The following is a 727-nucleotide window of genomic DNA, read 5'->3' as shown; positions in this document are numbered from 1 at the left end:
GCCAAGGTCGCAGGCGCCCTTGGGCCAGGGTCGCGGGCTGCGACCCCGGGGGGTTTTTCCCCTTTTTGGCCCGTCTTGCGGTCTTTTCTGCTGCCGTTTTCTTCTGTATTTTTCTTGACATTTTTCCTCATTTATTGGCTTGATTTCCCTGTAGAAAACATGATGAGAATCCTTGCATTTTGAGAGTGCAAAGTTTCCAATTTTCCGGGAAAGCCGAAGACTTTGTCGCGTAGAGCTGCTGATTTTCTGCCAGAAGCTGAAACTTGGTCAAACGATATCGGAATGACCTGAAATTTGAGGTGAAGCCTCCTGAGCAATAAATAAGACCAACCATAGGCTCTTTTTTGAGTTTTGAAGCCGTTTGGGGTCCTGTCGCCAGTAGACTTGATTTTGCCGCGAGGGAGATGCCGCGCGTTGATGTGCGGTCAAACGATGTCCGATTGACCTGAAATTTGACAGGGAACCTATTGGAGTCATTTTGAGATGATCCACAGGCTCTGTCTTGGTAACCATGGTCCCGGGGAGCTTCGCCGCCGGTAGCCTCGATTTTCTTTCGGAGCGTCGAAACCTGGTCAAACGTTGTCGGAATGACCTGAAATTCGACGTGCAGCCTTTTGAAAGTATGTTGAAGCCACTCATGTACTTGGTTTGATGAGTGAAGGCTTCGGTGGTTCCCGCCGCCGAGAGGCTTGATTTTGCTGTTTGAGCATTGATGGAGGGTCAAACG

1 protein-coding gene is annotated in these 727 nt (G+C 49.7%); it reads right to left on the bottom strand.

The window, feature by feature from the left end; genetic code table 11:
- Positions 1 to 127: 127 nt before the first annotated feature.
- On the bottom strand, positions 128 to 727 hold a 600-nt coding region (locus F8C76_RS18870; protein WP_211372175.1), incomplete at its 5' end, for a hypothetical protein.

This window comes from Flagellimonas olearia (assembly GCF_009184425.1).
Lineage (GTDB): Bacteria > Bacteroidota > Bacteroidia > Flavobacteriales > Flavobacteriaceae > Flagellimonas > Flagellimonas olearia.
This window is presented reverse-complemented; position numbering and strand designations above follow the sequence as displayed.